Origin of the sequence: Vibrio sp. V42_P2S4T144 (genome assembly GCF_009904715.1) — a bacterium.
GTDB classification, from domain to species: domain Bacteria; phylum Pseudomonadota; class Gammaproteobacteria; order Enterobacterales; family Vibrionaceae; genus Vibrio; species Vibrio alginolyticus.
On the sequence record NZ_WXWS01000632.1, the window covers coordinates 1 to 4,796 of the forward strand.

4 protein-coding genes are annotated in these 4,796 nt (G+C 42.7%); all 4 read left to right on the forward strand.

Annotated features, from left to right (window positions below; translation table 11 throughout):
• Positions 1–44 precede the first annotated feature (44 nt).
• Positions 45–965 carry an HDOD domain-containing protein gene (locus tag CAG68_RS20465; RefSeq protein WP_005378009.1) on the forward strand — a complete coding sequence of 307 codons (921 nt, stop codon included), beginning with the start codon at positions 45–47 and terminating at the stop codon, positions 963–965.
• A gap of 146 nt (positions 966–1,111) precedes the next feature.
• The gene (locus CAG68_RS20470; protein ID WP_005378011.1) at positions 1,112–2,017 is read left to right on the forward strand and encodes a lysine exporter LysO family protein; all 906 of its coding nucleotides are present in this window, start codon (positions 1,112–1,114) and stop codon (positions 2,015–2,017) included.
• Positions 2,018–2,225: 208 nt separating this feature from the next.
• Positions 2,226–2,738 (forward strand): hypothetical protein, encoded by a 513-nt coding sequence (locus tag CAG68_RS20475; RefSeq protein WP_017634875.1) that lies wholly within the window; start codon positions 2,226–2,228, stop codon positions 2,736–2,738.
• A gap of 211 nt (positions 2,739–2,949) precedes the next feature.
• Positions 2,950–4,596: a pyridoxal-dependent aspartate 1-decarboxylase PanP gene (panP, locus tag CAG68_RS20480; RefSeq protein ID WP_025766849.1), complete on the forward strand. Its 1,647-nt coding sequence runs from the start codon at positions 2,950–2,952 to the stop codon at positions 4,594–4,596.
• Positions 4,597–4,796 lie beyond the last annotated feature (200 nt).

Below are 4,796 nucleotides of genomic sequence, written 5' to 3' on the forward strand. Positions count from 1 at the left end.
CTGTAAGGGTACACTGTACGAAAGATCTCAAGTACAGCGTCACAATGGAACATTTATCATTTTTTTGGCTGCCAAATAATAAAGATAAGCTTATAAACGCACTGGAATCCGAGTTTGCTCAGCTGGTAGAACAGTCCATCGCCACGGGTAAGATTTCGTTACCTCCTATTCCTGATGTCGTGCTTAAAATTCAGCAGTTATGTGTCGAAGAACACACCACGATTGCCGATGTTGCTAACTGTTTATTGGAAGATCCCGGATTAGCAGCGGTCGTTTTACGAGTCGCTAACTCTGTGATTTTCAATCGCAGAAATATCACCTGCAACGACTTAACTACAGCGGTATCTCGTCTCGGAATACTTCGTGTACGTGATATTGTTACCGCACAAGCGATCGAGCAACTTAAACACTCAGTTAATCTCACTAAAGAATGCAATGCCATCTTGGTGAAGAGTGCAGCGATATCGCGTGAGCTCGGTGCCGTCATGGTGATGTTGGTTCAATCGTTTCGTAGCCACGAGCCAGGCACTTACGGTCATCTAGAGCAAGAAAAGGCGTTATTGGTCGGTCTATTAGCCGATATAGGGTTATTTTGCCTAATTAATGAGTACCACTTGTACTTAGATAGGGGCAATTACTTAGACCCAGATATTGCATTGCAAATCTTCCAAACACGTTGTTCTGCCACAAGTAAACTAGTGCTTGAGCGTTGGGGATTTGACAACGACTTCAGAGAAGTATCCTCAAACGAAAAATACGAGTTAACGCGACCAGAAGTGAGTTATCTCGACATCGCTAGAATTGCGCATCATTTATTGATGTTCCGCAATCACGATGAACGCATTGACGAACATGAAGTTGAATTCAACTTAACTGGTGCAGAAGTCTTGTATGAACTTAGTAACATGAGTGATACTGACTTCAATGATCAAATCCGTGCTGTACTCAATGCTAGCGGTTTGTAATTTATCGCTTTCTGATAATACCTTATCCGCGATAAAACGATTCGCTCAAGGCTGAGCTGTGTGTGGTGAAATGTCTCTAATTTCAACCGATAGATAATTTGATTTATGCGTGTTGATGTTATCTCAAAAAGGAATCATTGAGCTTTATGTTCTCAGGGATGCTATTTATTTTCGCTCCGCTTGTGGTGGGGTATCTAATTCCTATATCTCGATCTTCGTTATTGGAGAAGATCAATCAGTCAACGTCCTACCTTATTTACGTCATTTTGTCGTTGATGGGTCTTAGTTTGGCGGCGCTCGATAATTTAAGCAGCAACTTACAAAGTATTCTCCTCTATGCGAGTACGTTTTTTTTGTGTCTAAGTGCCTGCAACCTGTTGGCTCTGCCTATTATTGATAAAATTATCCCACTCCAGACCAATCAAAATCAAAAGAAGCTACCGTTATCTTCGATGGCTTTAGAGTCTGTTAAGCTTATCGTGGTCGTTGGCGGCGGGTTAGTGGTTGGCCTGCTGTTACCCATTGATTTGAGTTGGGTAGATACAGCAAGCGAATGGATACTCTTTCTACTTCTATTTTTTATTGGTATTCAGCTGCGCAATAGTGGACTTACTCTGCGTCAAATCCTATTAAATAAACAAGGAATGGCCATTGCGGCTGTTGTCATCGCAACATGTATGCTTGGTGGCGTTCTTGCAGCGGTGCTTTTGGATCTTCCTCTTTATCAAGCACTCGCAATGGCTTCAGGTTTTGGCTGGTATTCACTCGCAGGTATTTTAATGGGTGACGCTTTTGGTCCGGTATTTGGTGGCGCGTCGTTCTTGATTGAATTGATGAGAGAGCTAGTCGCACTGGTTGCCATTCCTCTCTTTATTCGTAGCTATCCGTGCACCGCAATTGGTTATGCCGGTGCAACAGCAATGGACTTCACCCTACCCGTTATTCAAACCACCGGTGGTGTGCGTTGTGTTCCTGTTGCTATCGTTAGCGGCTTTATTTTGAGTTTATTGGTACCAGTTATGATGCTTTTCTTTGTATCACTTGCTAGCTAGATCTCAGGTTTTCGCTTTAACATCCATTACAATACGGCAAAAATTTAAATACCCAGTTAACGTCAAAGTGGTCAATATTTTTTGGCAAGACCCCTCTTTCTTTTCGTCATTCAGCCCAACGATTTGTCACGACCAAATAGAAAGAAGGGAGAAACATCAACTGATGTGCATTGCGTTAATAAAGGGATAACAACCAGAAGGAAGAAGAATGAAACGCTTTGTCGTTGCAGCGCTCCTCGCTACAAGCTCAACTTTTACGCTTGCCGCAGATCAACAATGTCTTGCTAGCAAATACGATGGCTACGTCGATGCCTCACTACAGTGGTATCAAGATCTTGTTGATTTGACGGTTACCCAATATCCAGATCTGAAAGAAGTGAGTCAATGGTTCTTGGATGGACGTAAACATCACTTTGAATTAAACCGCGAAGCGGTTCACTACTTTCTAGAGAACGACCCTAGCCGCGTTGCGACGGAACAGCCAATCGAAGCATGGTTAAAACTAGAGCAACATGACGTTAAGCAGTTAGCGACCCGAAGCGATAAGTTAGGTGAAGTTGCAAAACAGACATTTAGCGACCGTCAATCAACTAACCACCCCAAAAACTACGAGCTTCGTTCAGCATTCGCTGATCTGCTTAGTCATCCCCAACAAATTGATACCGCACTTAATAAGTACAATCAGTCAATAGAAAAGATTGAAAAGCAGAAATGTGACTAAGGTTGCTCGCATTAGTCGTTGATTAGCATTCAAAAACACTAGAATGTTTTAACGTACTCAATCTAGAATTTTTTAATGTGAATATCGTAACCTTCACCTAAAATTTTCATTTCTACAACTTGGGTTTCAACAATTAAAACGGGACTTTGCGCCCGTTTTAGTTTAGATTGTGCCGCTCGCATTACCAAAATAACTACAAAGATTCTTTGCTATGGTTAAGGAACAAAAAACCGCTGATGTTAGCTTTGAGAGCTTGCTAAAGATCTTCACTGTCCCAGAAGGTCCGGACTCAACGTTAACTAAAATTGACGAGAGCCTCTCGCGAAATCTAAATCAATTTCTTCGTGAACACATCGTGGCAGAAGAAAAGCCTTTACGCGAAATCGAAAAAGACTTTTCTTCTGCTCAGATTCCTGAGCAGCCAGAGTTCGTGTCAGATCATACAGAGCACTTACTCGACACTTTGGTGTCGCACTCAGTTCACACATCTTCACCAAGCTTCATTGGTCATATGACATCGGCACTGCCTTATTTCTTGATGCCACTGTCAAAGATCATGATCGCCTTAAACCAAAACCTGGTAAAAATAGAGACTTCCAAAGCCTTTACGCCACTTGAGCGTCAAGTTTTGGGTATGCTGCATCGCTTGATATATGGTCAGAATGATACGTTTTACAATCAGTGGATGCACAGTGCAAACCACTCATTAGGCGCATTTTGTTCCGGCGGCACCATTGCCAATATCACTGCGCTTTGGGTAGCACGTAACAAAGCGTTAAGAGCCAATGGCTCATTTAAAGGCGTTGAAAAGGAAGGCCTTTTTAAAGCCATGAAGCACTATGGCTATGATGGCTTAGCGGTGCTAGTGTCTGAGCGTGGTCACTACTCCCTTAAGAAAGCAGCCGATGTATTAGGGCTAGGCCAAGAGGGCTTGGTTGCGGTTAAAACCGATGCCAACAACCGTATTATTGTCAACGACCTGAAAGCGAAAATTGTTGAGCTCGAAAAACAAAATATCAAGCCTATTGCTGTTATTGGTGTGGCTGGCACAACAGAGACAGGTAATGTTGATCCATTGCCTGAAATCGCTGAAGTCTGCCAAGCTCACAGCTGTCACTTCCATGTGGATGCCGCATGGGGTGGCGCAACACTTATGTCTAACCATCACCGTCACCTTCTTAAAGGTGTGGAAATGGCAGACTCAGTAACTATTGATGCGCACAAGCAGCTCTACATCCCGATGGGCGCTGGTATGGTTCTGTTCAAAGACCCTGACGCAATGAAATCCATAGAGCATCACGCTCAATATATATTGCGCAAAGGTTCAAAAGACCTAGGCAGCCATACATTAGAAGGTTCACGTTCGGGTATGGCGATGTTGGTCTACGCCGCAATGCACATCATAAGTCGCCCAGGTTACGAGCTTCTGATTGACCAAAGCATTGAAAAAGCTCGATACTTTGCGGATTTAATCAAACAGCAAGATGATTTCGAGTTAGTTTCTGAACCAGAGCTTTGTCTGCTCACATACCGTTATTTGCCGCCATTCATCCGTGAAGCATTAGCACAAGCAGAAGGCTCACAAAAAGAACAACTGAATGAGCTGATCAATGAGTTAACACAGTTTATTCAAAAGCGTCAGCGCGAAACGGGCAAATCGTTCGTTTCACGTACAAGACTGAACCCAGACCAATGGCAACGCATGAATACGATAGTGTTTCGAGTGGTTTTGGCAAATCCACTGACCACAAAAGAAATTTTGAGCTCAGTGCTTGATGAACAACGCGAAATCGCCAAGCAAGCACCAAATTTGATGAAAAGAATTCAACAGCTGGTTGTTGATATTCAATCGTCTTAACAGCCAGATCGAGTTACATCAATTTGAAATTTTTTTTCGTTTTGATGTAACTCAAACATCATTATCGTGCGACTAGCGCAACAAAACTTCGTTTACACATCCAATTCTGTAGTTTTTACAACATTTTGTTTGAGGCCTGTCAAATTCTCACTAAATAGTACCCGTTATTGGTTTAGACTGATTGAAGATCAGGTTTATAC